Source organism: Leeuwenhoekiella sp. CH_XMU1409-2 (assembly GCF_037029365.1).
GTDB classification, from domain to species: Bacteria; Bacteroidota; Bacteroidia; order Flavobacteriales; family Flavobacteriaceae; genus Leeuwenhoekiella; species Leeuwenhoekiella blandensis.
In genome coordinates, this window is the sequence record NZ_JAYMEI010000004.1 from 319,938 (window position 1) to 337,500 (window position 17,563).

The 17,563-nt window shown below is 39.3% G+C and carries 14 protein-coding genes and 1 tRNA gene (1 of these 15 running past the window's edge); 8 read left to right on the plus strand and 7 right to left on the minus strand.

Annotated elements, in window-relative coordinates; translation table 11 throughout:
• Positions 1 to 5: 5 nt before the first annotated feature.
• The gene (locus WA338_RS06655; protein WP_272984570.1) at positions 6 to 2,177 is read right to left on the minus strand and encodes a S9 family peptidase; all 2,172 of its coding nucleotides are present in this window, start codon (positions 2,175 to 2,177) and stop codon (positions 6 to 8) included.
• A gap of 410 nt (positions 2,178 to 2,587) precedes the next feature.
• Between WA338_RS06655 and WA338_RS06660 the strand changes: the two genes are divergently transcribed.
• Genes WA338_RS06660 through WA338_RS06670 form a run of 3 tightly spaced genes read left to right on the plus strand, consistent with a single transcriptional unit; the run spans position 2,588 to position 5,923 of the window.
• Positions 2,588 to 3,916, plus strand: a complete 1,329-nt coding sequence (locus WA338_RS06660; protein WP_009779068.1) for a hydroxymethylglutaryl-CoA reductase, degradative — start codon at positions 2,588 to 2,590, stop codon at positions 3,914 to 3,916.
• On the plus strand, positions 3,913 to 5,001 hold the full coding sequence (locus WA338_RS06665) for a serine hydrolase domain-containing protein (protein WP_009779067.1): 1,089 nt from the start codon (positions 3,913 to 3,915) through the stop codon (positions 4,999 to 5,001). Before WA338_RS06660 ends, WA338_RS06665 begins: the two co-directional genes overlap by 4 nt.
• Before the next feature lies 1 nt (position 5,002).
• Positions 5,003 to 5,923, plus strand: a complete 921-nt coding sequence (locus WA338_RS06670; RefSeq protein WP_009779066.1) for a GYDIA family GHMP kinase — start codon at positions 5,003 to 5,005, stop codon at positions 5,921 to 5,923.
• Positions 5,924 to 6,097: 174 nt separating this feature from the next.
• On the opposite strand, the gene WA338_RS06675 is transcribed toward WA338_RS06670, so the two are convergent.
• From WA338_RS06675 to WA338_RS06700, 6 genes are all read right to left on the minus strand, one after another.
• Positions 6,098 to 8,221 carry a peptidylprolyl isomerase gene (locus WA338_RS06675; protein WP_336092765.1) on the minus strand — a complete coding sequence of 708 codons (2,124 nt, stop codon included), beginning with the start codon at positions 8,219 to 8,221 and terminating at the stop codon, positions 6,098 to 6,100.
• A gap of 108 nt (positions 8,222 to 8,329) precedes the next feature.
• A complete protein-coding gene (locus WA338_RS06680; RefSeq protein ID WP_273017130.1) occupies positions 8,330 to 9,616 on the minus strand; it encodes a hemolysin family protein in 1,287 nt (428 codons plus the stop codon).
• Positions 9,617 to 9,813: 197 nt separating this feature from the next.
• Positions 9,814 to 10,404, minus strand: coding sequence for an LPS export ABC transporter periplasmic protein LptC (lptC, locus tag WA338_RS06685; protein ID WP_040532557.1), 591 nt, complete (start codon positions 10,402 to 10,404; stop codon positions 9,814 to 9,816).
• Positions 10,404 to 11,777 (minus strand): tetratricopeptide repeat protein, encoded by a 1,374-nt coding sequence (locus WA338_RS06690; protein ID WP_009779061.1) that lies wholly within the window; start codon positions 11,775 to 11,777, stop codon positions 10,404 to 10,406. The genes lptC and WA338_RS06690 overlap by 1 nt, the downstream gene beginning before the upstream one ends.
• A gap of 34 nt (positions 11,778 to 11,811) precedes the next feature.
• Positions 11,812 to 13,068, minus strand: coding sequence for a hypothetical protein (locus WA338_RS06695; RefSeq protein ID WP_009779060.1), 1,257 nt, complete (start codon positions 13,066 to 13,068; stop codon positions 11,812 to 11,814).
• Positions 13,068 to 13,799, minus strand: a complete 732-nt coding sequence (locus WA338_RS06700) for a type III pantothenate kinase (RefSeq protein ID WP_009779059.1) — start codon at positions 13,797 to 13,799, stop codon at positions 13,068 to 13,070. The genes WA338_RS06695 and WA338_RS06700 overlap by 1 nt, the downstream gene beginning before the upstream one ends.
• Before the next feature lie 144 nt (positions 13,800 to 13,943).
• On the opposite strand from WA338_RS06700, the gene WA338_RS06705 reads away from it, so the two are divergent.
• The 5 genes from WA338_RS06705 to WA338_RS06725 form a co-directional block, all read left to right on the plus strand.
• Positions 13,944 to 14,016: transfer RNA gene (locus WA338_RS06705), tRNA-Phe, on the plus strand.
• A gap of 49 nt (positions 14,017 to 14,065) precedes the next feature.
• Complete coding sequence (locus tag WA338_RS06710) at positions 14,066 to 14,212, plus strand: GIY-YIG nuclease family protein (RefSeq protein ID WP_273006568.1); 147 nt, start codon at positions 14,066 to 14,068, stop codon at positions 14,210 to 14,212.
• A 400-nt stretch (positions 14,213 to 14,612) separates the two neighbouring features.
• Positions 14,613 to 15,449: an EcsC family protein gene (locus WA338_RS06715; RefSeq protein ID WP_009779058.1), complete on the plus strand. Its 837-nt coding sequence runs from the start codon at positions 14,613 to 14,615 to the stop codon at positions 15,447 to 15,449.
• A 196-nt stretch (positions 15,450 to 15,645) separates the two neighbouring features.
• Positions 15,646 to 16,866 (plus strand): DNA polymerase IV, encoded by a 1,221-nt coding sequence (gene dinB / locus WA338_RS06720; protein ID WP_009779057.1) that lies wholly within the window; start codon positions 15,646 to 15,648, stop codon positions 16,864 to 16,866.
• Positions 16,867 to 16,890: 24 nt separating this feature from the next.
• Positions 16,891 to 17,563 carry the beginning of a DNA polymerase III subunit alpha gene (locus WA338_RS06725; RefSeq protein ID WP_336092767.1) on the plus strand. The gene runs 2,336 nt beyond the window's last position, so the window shows 673 of its 3,009 coding nt (coding positions 1-673); the start codon lies at positions 16,891 to 16,893; its stop codon lies off the right edge, out of view.

The window sequence follows — 17,563 nt, forward strand, 5'->3', positions numbered from 1 at the left end:
ATTGCCTATAGATTTTCTTTAATAAAATTCGTCATTTTAGTATACAAGTGTAAGCGTGTGTTACCCCCGTAAATACTGTGATTTTTATCAGGATAGATCGCCCAGTCAAATTGTTTATTGGCCTGTACCAAAGCCTCGATCAAACGCATACTGTTTTGAACGTGTACGTTATCATCTGCGCTACCGTGTACCAATAAAAACTTTCCTTCTAATTTATCTACATGAGAAAGTGGCGAATTGTTATCATAGCCCGAAGCATTTTCCTGTGGCGTCGTCATATAACGCTCTGTATAAATCGAATCATAAAATCTCCAACTGGTTACCGGGGCAACAGCAATCGCCATTTTAAAGGTGTCTGCGCCTTGAAAAATACAGTTAGAAGCCATAAAACCTCCGTAGCTCCATCCCCAAATCCCAATACGGTCTGCATCTACATAATCACGCTGTCCTAGTACTTGTGCTGCAGCGATTTGATCTTCAACCTCATATTTACCCAATTCTTTCTGGGTCATTTTCTTAAAATCACGACCTTTTAATCCGGTTCCGCGTGGATCTACACAAACAATGATATAGCCTTCCTGGGCAAGCATTTGAAACCAATATCCGTTTCCACCACTCCAGCTGTTTGCCACACTTTGTGATCCCGGCCCAGAATATTGGGTCATAAACACCGGGTACTTTTTATTAGGATCAAAATCCTTCGGTTTGATCATATACGCGTTAAGCTCTTCGCCGTTTATAGGAAGCGTAAAGAATTCTTTTTCTGAAATCACATAATCGGCAAATTGATCTTTTAGCGCCTGATTATCTTTGATCTTTCGCACTAAATCACCATCATCGGCAGCATTCAAGGTAAACACATACGGAGTTTCAGCATCAGAAAAACTCTTTATGAAATACGTGAAATCTGTACTGAAATTAGCCGAGTTGGTTCCGGCTTCAGTGGCAAGGGCTTTTTTGCTTTTTCCGTTTACTTTAACCGAATACACACCGCGATTTATTGAACCGTTTTCTGAACTCTGGTAAAAAACACGTTTGCTTTTAGGATCATAGCCGTAATAACTGGTCACTTCCCAAGGACCTTGGGTAACCTGATTCTTTAACTTCCCGTCTTTGTCATAAAGATAAATATGATTCCAGCCGTCCTTTTCGCTGGTCCAGATAAAGTCATTATCCTCTAAAAACGTCAGGTTATTGGTGATGTCTACATAAGCATCATCTTTGTCTGAAAGAATGAGTTTTGCTTCGCCAGAAGTACCGTCAACAAATAATAAGTTGACGTCGTTTTGTTTTCTGTTTGTGGTTTGCACTGCAAGCACATTTGCCTCAGGTGTCCACTCCAGACGTGGGATATAATAGTTTTGAAAACCACTTAAGTCTACCGCTTTTGTATCAGCAGAAGTCACATCGTAAATATGAAGGCTTACGGTTGCATTGGTTTCTCCGGCTTTTGGATACTTGAATGTATCTTTTGAAGGGTATAATTCATTTCCGAAGACATCCATTGAAAATTCAGGAACTTCGCTTTCATCAAAACGGATGTACGCGATTTTATCTCCGTCTGCATTCCAGTCAAAGGCTCTTACAAAGGCAAATTCTTCTTCATAAACCCAGTCTGTGATTCCGTTGATCACTTTATTCTTAGCTCCGTCTGTAGTAACCTGAGTGGTTGTTCCACTAGCTAAATCTTTAATGTAAATATTATTATCAAGACCGTAAGCCACTTTTGAAGCATCTGGTGAGAAGGTTGGCTCTTGAATGGCTTCTTCGGCAACTTGAACCAATTCTTTGGTCTCCAAATCGTAAACATAATAAACACCTAAAGACGAGCGACGATAGATCGAACGCATTTTTGTGCTTAACAAAGCCTTGCTTTCATCTGCACTTAGGGTATAACCTATAAAATAATCAAGCCCATCAATTTCGCTTGAGTTGATCAAGGTATTGACCTTTTCTCCCGTTTTATAGCTATAAACATCAAGTGTTTTTGTTCCTGTATTTCGGTCTGTATTGAGAACGGCATATTCTTTCCCATTATTCATAGAATGCAGTCGGTCAAGATATTGCATTCTAAAGGTGCCGTCGTAAATTTCTTCAAGGGTGATATTCTTTTGCTGTGCAGTGACCACTCCCGCTACCAGCAATAATAGCAAAAGGGCAGTTTTTCTAATATTCATAGTTATTATTTCGTAAAAAATAGACCGCCAATTTTACTAAAAATTAACTAAAGAAGCGTCAATTTCGTTGTTAAATACGCAGTGTTTTGCGCAAAAGAACCCTAACGTTTACAATTCTTCAATCCATTTGACGACAGGCTTCGATTTGAACTATGATTTTTTAAGTGCGTTTACACAAAAACCATCTGATTAAAAATGCTGAACTTATTTTAATCTCAAGAATCCCCTATTAAAAATGAAGATTTCGGTTAAATTGCTTCTTTAAATTACCTCGGGGCACGCTCACGAGGTAGTGGTTGAAAACAAATTTTTAATTTCGAGCTAAGCTTCTGGGAATTACACCCTTTGGCGGCGCCAATAAAACACACAAGATCCTAATATAGACTTGCGTTATCAATATTTTTAAGACTATGTCTCGTACCGTTCAAGGTTTTTCTCGTTTAACAAAGGAAGAAAAGATCAATTGGTTGACTGAAAACTTCTTAGCAGACAACCCCAATGCTTCGACTATATTAAAGCAGTATTGGAATGATGATAAAAAATTGCAGCAGTTACACGATGAGTTTATAGAAAACACCATCTCCAACTATTATCTTCCGCTAGGGATCGCGCCCAATTTTGTGATCAACAATAAGAGTTTTGCGATCCCTATGGCGATCGAAGAAAGCTCAGTAGTCGCAGCAGCGAGTAAAGCAGCCAAATTCTGGATGTCTCGCGGCGGATTTAAAGCAAGGATTTTAGGTACTGAAAAAATAGGCCAGGTTCATTTTACCTATACCGGAGATACCAAAGCGTTGCTATCCTTTTTTAATCGGGTAAAAGATGAAATCCTAGAAGATCTGGAGCCGCACACACAATCGATGAAAAGTCGCGGCGGCGGATTGACCGATCTTATTCTGGTAGATAAGACCGATTCACTTGAACATTACTATCAACTGCACGCCACATTTGAAACGCTTGATGCAATGGGTGCCAATTTTATAAACACTTGTCTTGAGCAGATCGCTGAAAGCTGGCAACGCCTTTATAATGCCGAAGATTCTTTTAAAACCACAAATGCTGAAATGGTCGTGGTTATGAGTATTCTAAGCAATTATGTTCCCGGTTGCGTGGTACGCGCTGAAGTAAGCTGCCCGGTTTCTGAACTTTCTGAAGCAGACGGAATTGACCCGGAGGTATTTGCAAACAAATTTGTGCAAGCCGTGCGCATTGCAGAAGTTGAACCCTATCGCGCAGTCACGCACAACAAAGGGATTATGAATGGCATTGATGCTGTAGTCCTCGCTACCGGCAACGATTTTAGAGCGATTGAAGCAGCTGCTCACGCCTATGCGGCCAAAGGTGGAAGCTACTCGAGCTTAACGCACGCAAGTATTGAAGATGGGATTTTTAAATTTTGGATCGAGATTCCATTGGCATTGGGAACCGTGGGCGGACTCACAAAATTGCATCCTTTAGTAAAACTGAATCTTGAAATGCTGGGTAATCCGAGTGCTCCGCAATTGATGGAAATCATCGCAGTGGCTGGCCTTGCACAAAACTTTGGTGCTGTAAAGTCTTTGACGACGACCGGAATTCAAAAAGGGCATATGAAAATGCATTTGATGAATATCCTGAATCAATTTGACGCTTCAGAAGAAGAAAAAAAGATGGCAATTCATTACTTTAAGACACACAAAGTAAGTCACAGTGCTGTAAATCATTTTTTGGCAGACTTGCGCAAATCTGAAAACGCATGAAAAAGGCGCTAGGCATTTTACTTCTTTTTACAAACGGCTTGATTTGTTTTGGTCAGGAATTCTCAACGGCTTTTCAAGAACAAATAAAGAAAGCGCAACAAGAACATCAGATCCCTGCAATTTCGGTTAATCTGATTACTCCAGATACTATCTACACTTTCGTAAACGGAAAAGTACGCACAACCAAAAAAGAACGTATTACGCCAGAGGCTAAATTTCACTTAGGTTCAAATTCGAAAGCTATCACCTCTTTTATCGCAATGCATCTTTCTGAAAATAATAGCATCACTTGGGATACTTCCTTTTTTGAACTTTTCCCGGAACTCAAAGCTTCAAGCGACAAAGCTTATGAGGCGATTACTTTAAGTGATTTGCTCTCACATAACGCCAGGATCAAACCGTATACAACAGGTACCGCTTTGGCGAAATTCAACAGCCTTGCAGGCACTACTTCAGAAAAACGTTATGCATTCTCCAAAGCTGTGTTAGCTGAAACACCGGCAAAAACCGGAACGTATTCAAATGCAGGTTATGTACTTGCTGCGTTGATGCTAGAGAAAGCTTCCGGAAAGACCTTCAAACAACTTCTTGATGAGACTATGAACGAGCTCGACCTAGACTATTTTATAGGTTTTCCCAACAAAGAAAATGAAATGTTTCCTTGGGGACATATTGAAGAAAATGGAAGTTTTATTGCGCTCGATCCCAACCATCCCTACAAATTACCCAGTTATATGTCAAGCGCCGGAGACCTTTCTATGAACAGTGCAGATTATGCCAAGTTTATTCAATTGAATTTAAACGGACTTCTGGGCACTGACAACTACTTAACATCAGAAGACTATAAAACGCTACACTTTGGCAAAGCCTCTTATGCTTATGGCTGGGGGAACATCGTTAAAGACGGCGCACAATTAAGTTATCACGACGGCAGCACAGGTACCTATTATTGCCATACTGTTGTCTTTCCTGAGAAAAAAATAGCTGTTGTACTTATGGCAAACACCGCTTCACAAGAAGCCGTAAAGGCGCTTTATGAGCTTCAAAAAACCATATCAGACAATCCCAAAACTGTAATAAAGTAATATGCCACAGCATTTTTATGGCCACGGAAAACTTTTAATCACCGGAGAGTATCTCGTTCTGGATGGCGCTTTAGCACTAGCCATTCCAACCCAAAAAGGACAAAAGCTCACAGTATCAGAAACTACAACCCCAGGGATCACCTGGGAAGGCCTCAAAGAATCTGGAGAGGTTTGGTTCACTTTTCATCTGAATTATAAGATGTTTGAACAAACACAGGCAGCAAATTCAGAAAATCCGGAAGTTCGCCTTCTTCAAATACTACTGGCCGCTCAAAAACTCAATCCTGATTTTTTAAAAGACCAACCCAATTTAAAGGTGACTACGCAATTAGAATTTAATCAGAAATGGGGATTGGGCAGCTCTTCGACCTTAATCTTTATGCTTGCGCAGTGGGCGGAAGTCGACCCGTATAGGTTACTCGAACTCACCTTTGGCGGAAGCGGCTATGATATCGCTTGCGCAGGAAATGACAGCCCTATCTTGTATCAAATCACAGATGGTGTTCCTAAAGTTTTTCAGACGAATTTCTATCCGGAGTTTAGCGATCAACTTTTCTTTGTGTATCTCAACAAAAAGCAAAACAGCAGAGAAGCTATCGCCAATTACCGTAAACAACCTGAGGAACGTAAAAAAGAGGCTATACAGAAGATTTCAGGCATTACAGAAACTTTATTGACTACAGATAGCATTTTTAGTTTCAACGCGCTTATAGACACTCACGAACGCATTATTGCTTCCGTTTTAAATATCCCGACAGTCAAGCAACAATTATTTCCTGATTTTAAAGGAAGCATCAAGAGCCTTGGCGCATGGGGCGGCGACTTTATTTTAGCAACCGGAGGCGCAGATGCTCAAGAATATTTTAGCGCTAAAGGCTACACCACGATTCTTTCTTTTGAAGAAATGATTTTTAAAGGCTAAGCTTTAGAACATATTCCCGTAAACTACCTCGGGGCAGGCCCAGGAGGCATTGCTAGGAAACGAGTTTTCAATTTCTAGGCAAGCCTCGGGTTACTTAACCCTTTGGTGATGCCAATAAAAAAAGCGCCGCACAAATGTGCGGCGCTTTTTTATACTATTAAGAATAGGTATCTCCTAGTAAAAGTTAGATCTTCTATCTTCAATTTCTGCTGCATCCTTAAGCGCTTGTATTATTCTCATATTAACAGTAGCACGGTCAGCATTTTGTTTCTGCACAGCAAAACTAGCGTAGTTATCTAGTTCACGTGCCGGAGTGATCTTAGTTACTTTCACAACATATACTCCGCGATTTCCTTCAATAGGCTCAGAAACTTCTCCTTCTTCAAGACCAAAAGCCTTACCTACAACTTTAGGCTCGGTTCCAGAACCTGCAAGAGTTGGATTTTTAAGGTTAACACCAGGAGAGGTTTGAACAGTAGTATTGTTTGCACTTGCAATAGCACTTAGATCAGAACCACTGATGTTCTTCTTGATTTGTTCTGCTTTCTTTTGATTGCGTAAAACAGGCGTCACACGTGGTGAAGCTTCATCTGCAGGAAGCAGACCTTTTTCGGTCTTCTTGGTAACTTGTACTACTAAATAACCACCTTCAACATTAAAACGCTCTACATCTCCAGTCTTGCGCTCTTCATCAAATGCCCATCTGATGATTTCACGCTGGCTTCCTTGTCCAGGTAAGGTTTCATCTAAAGCATTGATGTTGTTTACCGGGCGTACATTGTAACCGCCTTCTTTTGCGATATCATCAAAACCGTTTTTATCTTCAGTAACTGCCATTTGAAATTTGGTAGTCTCATTAAAAACATTATTGATGGTTTCCTGAGAAGGCTCCACAGCTTTAGTTACCGTAGCCAATTTGATCGCACGTTGTACATTCTTTTGATCTGTAATGCGGATCACGTGATATCCAAAACGTGATTCAACAACACCTACATCTCCAGTTTTCCCGTCAAAAATGAAATCGTTGAAAGGCTTTACAAAACGACCTTTTGTCGCGTAACCTAAATCACCACCCTTTTCTTTGCTTCCGTCAGCTGAAAACTCAGGAGCTAAATCTGCTAATTTAGATGGAGAAGCTTTGATCACACCTGCAAGACTATCTGCAAGCGCTTTTGCTTCTGCCTTAGTACGTGTTTGCGCTCCTGCATTAGCAAGACCTTGATAGGTTAATAAAATGTGCGATGATTGAACGGAATCAGGAATTTGAGTTACCGCAACAACTTTTGAAATTTTAAAGGTTTCGCCGTCTTTGTAAGGACCGTAAACCGCTCCTTCATCAAGAGCCCAAAGCTCATCTGCAGCTGCAGAAGGCAATTCGTTCTTGAATAAATATGCATCAGTATAACGCTCATCTGAATATTCGTTAACAAAATCTTCAGGATTTGTAGTAGTTGCTAATCCTGCAACCGTATCGTTAGTTTTTGTAGCCGCAGTATATTCAACTCTTTTTTCAAGTAGTTGCGTTAGACTTTCTTTTACCGCTTCCTCATCTTTTAAAGTAGGATCTTCATTGAATTTCACATAACGAATGTTACGGGCAGCTTCAGTTTGAAATTCATTTGAATGTTCTTTGATGTATGCAGTAATTTCTTCTTTTGACACAGACACCTCTTCATCAGGAATAGAAGTGTAAGGCACTTGTACGTATTCTAGATCACGCAGGTTATTTTCCATTTCAAAAGCCATTTGACCTTCTTTAAAGCTTGTGTTTAAACCTGCTTTAATCAAGTTGAAATAGATTTGACGTTGCTCATTTTTTGCCAGCTGCTGCTCATAAGCAACCCACTGCTGATACATCTGCGGATTTGTAGACTTCAAGGTCGCGATGTATTCTTTTAATTTTTGCTCACTAAAAACTCCGTTTTCATTCTGAAAATTAGGATCGGTTTGTAGTGCTTCTTTAAGCAAATCATTAATACGGTCTTGCTCGATGCTAATTCCTAGCTCTTCATACTGCTCGTCAAGAATGATACGACTCACTTCTTGCTCCCAAGCTGCATTAACCGCTTGTGTATTTGTAATATTATTACCGTAACGCGCTGTCTGCTGGTCTACTAATTGTGCAAATTCTTGTTGCTCAATATCTGTATCGTTTACAGATCCTAGAACTCTCTGAGACTTTTCTGTAGAAAAACCTCCGTTTTTAAATACATCAGCCAATACGAAGGCAAATAATGCCAAAGCGATGATCGCAATTAAAAATACAGAGCGCTGTCTAATTTTGTTTAAAACTGCCATTTTTTATGTGTTTGTCAAATAGTGGGCGAAAATACCATTTTAAATGAAAAAATAAAATCTAAAATCGCCAAAATAAAAAGTAATGTTAAAGGAAATAAGTGCCGCATTTTAGTCGCTTTCTACAACGCGCACCTGCACCAATTCGATCTTGGTATTTGAAGTTTGAATAATATGAAATTGATAGCCTTCTATATCGACGACGTCGTTCTCTTCAGGAATACCTTCGGTATGATTAACAATGAGTCCGCCCAAGGTTTCATAGTTCTCATCTTCAGGAAGTTCTAACTTATACGTTTCATTGATGTAATCGACTTCAAGACGTGCCGAAAATTTATAAACGCCTTCTGCAACTTCTTCTTCGATCAAGACAACACTATCATGCTCGTCTTCAATCTCCCCAAATAATTCTTCTACAATATCTTCAACCGTCATCATCCCGCTAGTACCGCCATATTCATCTATAACTACGGCAATACTTTTACGTTTTTTGATCAAGACGTTCAGCACATCTTTAACGAGCATAGTTTCGGGCACAAAAATCACAGGTCGCAAAACATCGGTGATACTCTGTGGTTTTTTAAACAGCTCAAACGAGTGCACATATCCTACAATATCATCAATAGAATCCTGAAAGATCAAAATTTTTGAAAGACCGGTTTCGGTAAACATCGCATTAAGCGCATCTAATGATTCCTCCTTCTCCACCGCCACGATCTCGGTGCGCGGAATCATCACTTCTCTGGATTTTACTTCTGAAAATTCCAATGCATTTTGAAAGATCTGAATCTCAGAATCCAGCTCTTCATTGGTTTCAACCGACTCTATTTGTTCGGTTATATAATTTCCTAGTTCAACTTTGGTAAATGCCAATTGCACCTCGTCTCCTTCGGTCTTAAAGAATTTCTTCAGCACTTTATCTGAAATCCAGATAATAAAAGAAGAGATCAAACTGAAGGCTACATAAAAAAGATAAGCCGGCACGGCAAAGACCTTTAGCAACGAATTTGCATAAATCTGAAAAAACACTTTAGGGAGAAATTCTGCAGTAATCAGCACCACAAGTGTAGAAATCAGGGTTTGCGTAAGCAGGCTGAATTCCACAAAAAAATTAGTCAGCCATGGGTAACCAAAATCTGCGCCTTCAACCCAGGTTTGCAATAAACCGCCCATATAATAGGCATAAACCACAAGCGCCAGATTATTCCCCACCAGCATGGTAGCGATGAATTTGGAAGGCTTTTCAGTAAGCTTGGTAAGTACTTTTGCTATAAGATCATTTTGTTTCTTCTCTATTTCAATATGAATTTTATTTGAAGAAACATAGGCGATCTCCATCCCAGAAAAGAACGCCGAAAGAATTAAAGAAACAATGATTATGAGAATCTCGGTCTCCATAAATTAATTCTGGTTGCGTTGCTCGTATTTTTTCCTAAACCTGCGTTTGAAAAAATACATTCCTATTGCTACTGCCACAAAAAACAGAAACACATAGGCTTTATTACGCTCTGTCCCCCAAATTCTGAAAGCCTCAAATAAAAATAGGGCTGCAAAAAATAAGTAAGCGTACTCGAAGTATTTAAAATATTTTGACATTATTGTATACTATCATTAGGTGCCGCTGTAGCAGTTTCACTCACATACATACGGGCTTGATTATCTAAAGATATAAAATTTTTGAAGTCTTCACTGCTGTCAAACAAGTCTCCATTATTATAAGAATCGTCAGGAAACTTTATGGTATAGGGTTTATCTGTAAAAACCCATTTGTTTTTTTGATCCCAATACAATTGTGAAGCATCAAGCCGCGTAGAGTCGCTGGTGATCAACACCACATTTTTGCGCAGATCAATCAAATTAGTACGTTTATAACGTATCGCATAGTCAGAAGTGACATAATTCTCCTTTTGATTATCATCTATAAACGTCACCGATACACCTTGAGGAAACTCTTCATAAGGAAAATCTACCAAGCCATACTCGATAATGAGTGGAGTTTTTAATGTCGCCACAACCTTACCTGAATCGGTATACTTTAAAAGCACACCTTCTCCTTCTGCCGAAGGACCTTCTGAGCGCTGATTGAACTTTTGAATCTCGCCGGTGTCATTCCCGCAGCTAAAAAACAAAGTCACAGCAAATGCTGTGACTAAGTTTAAGATTATATGTCTTGATTTTATACGCACTATAGATTCGGTACGGTTACACTACCGCCTACCCAACAGTTAAAAGTAATACGTTGACCTGCATTACCTGCATTAAAAATCATTGTTCTATCAGGAGCAAGACCTCTATATGCTGCTGCAGTTTTTTGTGCTGTACTAGATAGCGAAGGGTCTATACGACCTGCACGCTCAGCCATATCTGCTGCTAACCAGTAGATCGCTCTTTTGTTGAAAACAGAGTCTCCACAGCTGTTAGCGCTTTTAGCATACATATCTGCAATTCTCAAGTAAACAATACCCATAGAAGGCTGTGCTGCCACCGCTTTCTGGTAGTAACCACGAGCTCTACCGTAGCTTCCTTTTTCTCTAAAGTTTTCCCCAAGTCTATAGTATACTTTAGCTTTTTCAGCAGGCTCTGTTTGACGCTCTGCAGACTCTTCATAATACTCGATAGCTTTAGCATCCTCACCTCTTTGCTCAGCAAGACGACCTAAGTAGAAAGAAGTTTTTGCTGAAGGCTCTAAAGTGTTTAACTGCTCTACAAGTGTCACAAACAATTCACTATCTGTACACTCTTTAGCAACAAGACGACCAGCTGCACCTCTTACCCAAGCAACATCATTTTTCTTAGCTTCATAATCTGCCTCATAGAAAGGAATCAAACGATCACAATCTGCAAGAGCTCCTAATTTCTGATTGATACCTGCAGAAATTTTTGAATAGTTAGAAAGGTTAACTTCAGAAACCTGCTCTACGCGTTTTTCCTGAGAAGTTAAAGCTGTACCTGCTTCTTTTTTCTCCAAAATCTTCTGAAGACGCTCTGCATAATTGTTTTGAACATCAGTTATTTTTGTTTGCAATGCATCATAAAGATCAAATACTTCTTGCAATTCGATCGCACCTGCTTCCTGCAATTCTACAGCCAAGTTGAAATATACATAAAGACCCTTTGCATTATTGAAAGTTTCCTTATCAGTCTCCCAAGCTTCATTAAACATTGCATATTGCTCTTGAGCAGTACCAATTTTATTTTCGTTCATCACAAGCGCAACATCAGCGATATCATCACCTTCTTTGGCTTTACTTGCGAAGTGTGTTTTTTTCTCTTTATATAATTTCTTTAAATCATCAAGAAATGCTTTTTGCTCTGCACCAGACGAGTTTTCAATTTTATAGTGAAGAATGCGCTCTCCATATTGGTAAAGAGCGTAAGACGTGGTAGGACAGTCTTTACGCAGTTTCATAAATGGTTCATAAGCCGCATCGTAGTTTTTAACTTTTGCGTGTTCTGAAAATATAGACATTGTGGTGATGCATTCTTCAGTCGCTTGAGCGCTTACGAAGTTTACAGCTCCCACAAGGGCTATAAAAAGTAATGTCAGTTTAGTTTTCATCATTGTAAGGTTTAAAAAAGCAATATTAAGAATTTTAGTTGTATTTGTTAGGAACAAACCACGGTCTAAGCGGGTTAAGCGATAAACTAAGACCAACTTTGAAAAAATCTTCTTTTACCAGTCCGGCGGTGGTTGTACCACGCTGCCCGTACTCAAAAGTTAAGTTGGCATTACTGAATCCTCTTCCTAACGGTAATCCAAGTCCAAAAGATATGCCAAACTCATCAATCGACTGATTTTCTATCAATAAACCTGATTCTTCGTAACGAGCACCTAACCTATAAGTAACTCTACCCCAGTAACTTGTTATCGAATTATAATCAGGAACAAAATAACCTCCTAAACGATACTTAAACGAATCTTCATAGCTTGCATTAGCAATATTAAAACCTCTGTTTGAGGTGTTACTGGTTTCTGCAAACTCAACCTGACCACCGGCAAACCACTTGTTTACTTGCCCGGCTCCTAATCCAAAACTATATTTATTTGGAATAATTGACTCCGTATCACCTACTGGAAAATCCTGAGAATCTACCACTCCTACGACGGCGTTATCCAATCTAGAATAAATCACAGATTGCAGCGAACGCTCATTTTCTAAAGTAAGGCTGGTTTCAGGCTGAAAACTTGCTGAAGAATAAATTTTATACTTTTTTGCAAATGTCAATTCGTACTGCGCACCAAGATTATACGTAAATCCGCTTACATCAGATTGTTCGATCTCGCGTACACTATACTGCTGATTTGCATCTGCCTGAATGTTTTCATTTCTGATATTTCCGAAGTTATAGCTTCCTTCAGCCCCTATTCTAAAGCCTTTAAACAGTTCAATACCGGCTGCTAGAAAAGCACGGTTCACACCACCTCTTCCTGAATATTGCGACAGCGACTCATCATCACCATCAAAAATCTCATAATCAACAGAGGTTTCTGGAATTAATCCAAAGCCAAAACCCAAACGTTTTGAAACGGGAAATGAAAGCGACAAATAATCTATAGTGGTTGAAGTCGTAGAACCGGTCTCTCCGCTCGCCTCTAGGTTCGTCTCGCGATGACTTCCGGCGATGGTAAAATTGGTAAGCTTTAATGCTCCAAAACCTGCCGGGTTTTGAAAATTGGTATGTATACTATCACCTAAGATACTTATACCTCCCATCGCTTGATTCTCTATAGACCCTTTAAAGTTAGAGAGCCCTAAACCATAAAATGAGTATGGTGATGAATTTCCTTCCTGAGCAAATGCAGAAGTTGTAATGGTGATTAAAACAACTACTAATATCCTTTTTATCATTAATCTCTATTAAATTCTATTATATAATTCAGTCCTTCCAGGAGAAAATTAGAATTCGCAAAGATGCCATTTTTTAGCCTACTAGACAAAAATTGCCCATCTCCTCCTGTTAAAATAATCGTTAACGGCTCATAATTTGATTTATACCAACTAATTACCCCTTCTATTTCGGCCAAAATACCGTGGATTGCTCCTGATCGCATGGCACTTTTTGTATTCTTACCTATAACATTTTCAGGCATTTCAGGATAGTCTACCAACGGTAATCCGGCTGTAAATTCGTGCATCGCTCTAAAACGCATACCCAAACCAGGCGATATTGCTCCACCTTGATAAACATCTGCAGTGTCTTTAAAGTCATACGTCACACAAGTACCGGCATCGATGACCAAAACATGCTTCCCGGGGTACATTTTTTGAGCACCTGCCACTAAAGCCATCCTGTCTACGCCTAATGTTTCTGGAGTTTCATAAGCATTGCTGAACGGTAATTTTGTTTTTGATGATAAAACCTCAATTGAAAGACCTGCTTTTTCTGCAAACGTGACAAAATCTTTTGAATTGCCCGTAGAACAGATCATCACCTGGTCTATGACATAGGTTTGTTGCAGTTTTGATATTTGTGCTTTTGCTGCTGCTACATCGCCACTCCAGGTTTCTATCAATTTAGAATCCTGAAATACTCCATATTTCACTCGGGTATTTCCAAAATCGACAGCAAGATTTACCATTAGCTATTTTTTTTGCAAAAATACAAATACCTAAGACCTCGCAATCATACAATTACAAAAAGGTCTAAAAATTATTAGAAGATTTTTTCATCTAACTGTTGTGCAATCTAAAAATTGATTTTATATTTGCAGCCGCTTTAGCGAGGTACCTTAGCTCAGTTGGTAGAGCAACGGACTGAAAATCCGTGTGTCCCTGGTTCGATTCCTGGAGGTACCACTTACAAACCCTGAAACTTTTGTTTCGGGGTTTTTTGTTTTAGACCAAAATGAAGCACTATCTATACATCATATATTCAAAGAGTCTAGATAAATTCTATACAGGTGAAACATCAAATATTGAAGAGCGTATTACTTTACACAACGCCCACGCAATTAAAAATGCTTACACAAAAGCCGAAATGACTGGAAACTGATGCTATCTTTTCCCTGTAAGGATAGAACCGAAGCCTTATTTCTCGAACGCTTTATAAAACGCATGAAGAGTAAGAAATTCATTCAAAAAATAATAGACAACCCCAATTTATTGTTTAACATTCTGAACAAAAGATAACCCTGGTTCCCCCGAAGCCTCGGGGCTGGAGGTACCACTTACAAACCCTGAAACTTTTGTTTCGGGGTTTTTTGTTTTTAATACCTTTCTAAAATCTTACTCCCTAAGATTGCTTTCAATTACATAAGCGCTAAGACTAAATACACACAAAGCGTTATACCATCAAAACCGCCACTATTCAAACGTGGTTACTTATATTAATTTGTAATTTTGGAAATAGTCCTTCTGGCTTTAATTAGAAGTATCAATTAAGAACACGATTTATGACGCAACTCGTAAAAACAGATAAAATTTCGCTTGAAGATTTAGCGCTTATCAAAATATCACGTAAAAATCTAGATGAAGTTTCGTTCTTAATGCGTGCACTAAATACCATAGGAACTCCTATTGATCAGGGCCTAGAACTCTTGCCAGAAAACATCCAACACAAAGTAAGCGACACTATTCAAAAAGCACTACAGCTAGCAGTAAAAGCCAACTTAAAAACATTAAGACCAGAAAAACGAAGTTTACCTTCTTCAAACTTAACCTATAAATTGGCTACCGGAATTTCAGGAGCTACAAGTGGCTTTTTTGGAGTAGCAGGTTTTACAGCAGATTTGCTGTTTTCTACTAAGTTTATGATGCGTTCTATAATGGATATAGCTCGAAGCCAAGGAGAAGACATTCATAATATTGAAACCCAATTGGCGTGCTTACAAGTTTTTGCCCTTGGCGGAACTTCTGAATACGATGACGAACTAGACACCAGCTATTATGCTACGCGTGCTGCTTTACACACCACAATGAATCAAGCCAGCGCCTATATCGCCGAAAATGGCACAAAGAAAATAATAGAAACTATCACTTCTCAAACTGCTGCCCCAATTGCACGTCTCATCAATCAAGTGGCTGCTCGTTTTAGTGTACAAGTAGGAGAAAAATTTGCTGCTCAAGCCATTCCTGTAATTGGCGCTGTGGGAGGCGCTTCGATAAATGTATTATTCATCTCGCATTTTCAGAAAATGGCAACGGCACATTTTACGTTGATACGTTTAGAGCGCAAATATTCTAAAGACTTGATTCAAGAAACCTACGAGCACTTGCAACTACAGCAATAGTAAACTTCCTCGAGACAAGCTCAAAACGCATTTTTTAGAACCAAATTTTCAATTTCGCAGAAGCTTTAGAATACTAAAATCTTTGCCGGTGCCAATAGAAGAGCAATCACGTTCTTCAAAATTTTAACACACCGATTTTTTTCGATTCGCTAAAATTAGGAATATTTCCATAATTTTGTATTAATTCCAAATTATTATGAATCGAAATATTTTACACCTTGATCTAGATACGTTTTTCGTTTCCTGTGAACGAAGATTAAACAGCAGCCTTATAGGCAAACCTGTCATTGTAGGTGGCACAGGAGATCGTGGCGTTGTAAGCGCCGCAAGCTACGAGTGTCGTGCTTTTGGTGTGCACTCAGGAATGGCGATGAGAATGGCAAGACAGCTTTGCCCACAAGCTACATACATACGTGGTAACGCGAGTGTTTACACCAAATTCTCTAAAATGGTAACCGAAATTTTACAAGAACAGGTCCCGGTTTTAGAAAAATCAAGTGTAGATGAGTTTTATGCAGATCTCACCGGGATGGATCGGTTTTTTGGTTGCTACAGGTTTGCTAAAGAGCTTAGAACTAAAATTATCAAAGAAACAGGATTACCTATTTCTTTTGGACTTTCAGTAAATAAAACGGTTTCAAAAGTTGCTACTAATGAGGCTAAACCAGACAGCCAACTCAAAGTAGACGCCGGTTTTGAAAAAATTTTCCTCGAGCCGCTTTCCATAAAAAAAATCCCTATGGTGGGAGAAAAAACCTTTCGTAGGTTTTGCCACCTCGGCGTAAAAAAAATAGGCCTCGTGCAGCAGATGCCTGTAGAGATGATGGTTTCGGCATTTGGTAAAAACGGCAGAACAATTTGGGAACGTGCTAACGGCATAGATCGCACACCCATCATACAATATCACGAGCGCAAATCGATCTCCAGTGAGCGCACGTATGGGAGAGACACTACAGACTTGGTCAAACTCAAAACTACGCTGCGCGCAATGGCAGAAAATCTGGCTTTTCAATTACGAGCAGGTAATAAACTAACCTCTTGCATCACGGTAAAAGTTAGGTATTCAGATTTTCAGACCTATTCAAAACAGCTTAAAATCCCATATACGGCAGCAGATCATAATTTGATTCCACAGGTTTTAGAGCTTTTTGAAAAATTATATCAGCGCAGACTGCTCATACGCTTAGTTGGCGTGCGCTATAGTGGTTTGACCGAAGGCCACTATCAAATAGATCTTTTTGAGAATACTAACCGCACCGTTAATCTCTACAAAGCGATGGATGCGATACGCCTGCGTTATGGTGATCGCAGCATTATGCGTGCTGCAACGTTGGGCGAAGGCTCGCGTACCATAGGCGGACAAGGCAATCCGTTTAACGGGCAACCTCCTATCGTTTTAGCGCACAGACACCAGTAGCATGTATAGAAACCTAAACATCTTATGTATTTAAATTGCCATTCCACTTTCAGCTTACGTTATGGCACTCTTTCTGAAGAAGAGTTGCTTGCGCTTGCTGAACACTATGACCTTGATTGTATCGCGCTTACTGACATTAATAACACTTCAGCAGGACTCAATTTTGTACGCAAAGCGAAAGAAAAAAATATAAAACCGGTTCTGGGTATCGATTTTAGAAACGGAATCGAGCAGTGTTATGTTACGCTTGCTAAAAACAACGAAGGCTATCTTGAACTGAATAATTTTCTGGCACAACATCTACATAAGAAAATTGATTTTCCTGAGATAGCTCCGGCTTTTGAAAATGCATTTACCATTTATGCTTTTGAACGTGCACTTGAATTAGACAAAACGCATTTTACCGAAAATGAGTTTATAGGTATTGGCATTCACGATTTGAATAAACTTCGTTTCTCACAATACAGTACGTATCATGACAAACTGGTTTTATTGCTTCCGGTGAGTTTCAATTCTAAAAAAGATTTTAATGCGCATCGGTTGTTGCGCGCAATTGATTTAAACTGCTTATTAAGCAAGCTACCTAAAGAAGAGCAAGCTTTACCTGATGAGATAATGTTTGCGCCAAAAAAAATCGAAAATCTTTTTAAAGATTACCCGCAGATTGTATCAAACAGTCAAGAAGTGCTAAAAAGTT